This is a genomic window from Burkholderia sp. BCC1977, from assembly GCF_905339595.1.
Taxonomy (GTDB): domain Bacteria; phylum Pseudomonadota; class Gammaproteobacteria; order Burkholderiales; family Burkholderiaceae; genus Burkholderia.
Genome location: NZ_CAJPGQ010000187.1, coordinates 1 through 373 on the forward strand (window position 1 = coordinate 1; position 373 = coordinate 373).

Genomic DNA, 373 nt, shown 5'->3' on the forward strand with positions numbered 1-373 from the left:
AACCAACACGGCGATCAATACGCTGTCGACGTCCACTTCGACCAGCGTCAGTTCGCTGTCGACAGGCCTGTCGAGTACGAACAGCACCGTCGCATCGTTGTCGTCGACACTGTCGTCTTCCGACAGTGCGATCGCGTCGCTGTCGACCGGTCTCTCCACCACCGACAGCACCGTGACCTCTTTGTCGACCTCCACGTCGACGGGTCTGTCCTCGGCGACCAGCTCGATCAGCTCGCTGTCCACCTCGACCTCGACGGGCATCAACTCGCTGTCCACGGGCCTGAGCTCGACCGACAGCACGGTCGCCTCCCTGTCGACCTCCACGTCGACCGGCCTCTCGTCGGCAACCAGCTCGATCAGTTCGTTGTCCACG

1 protein-coding gene is annotated in these 373 nt (G+C 63.0%); it reads right to left on the reverse strand.

Annotation, left to right across the window (positions count from 1 at the left end):
- A partial coding sequence (locus U5771_RS35400; protein ID WP_322028213.1) for a hypothetical protein occupies positions 1 to 373 on the reverse strand: 373 nt, incomplete at both ends.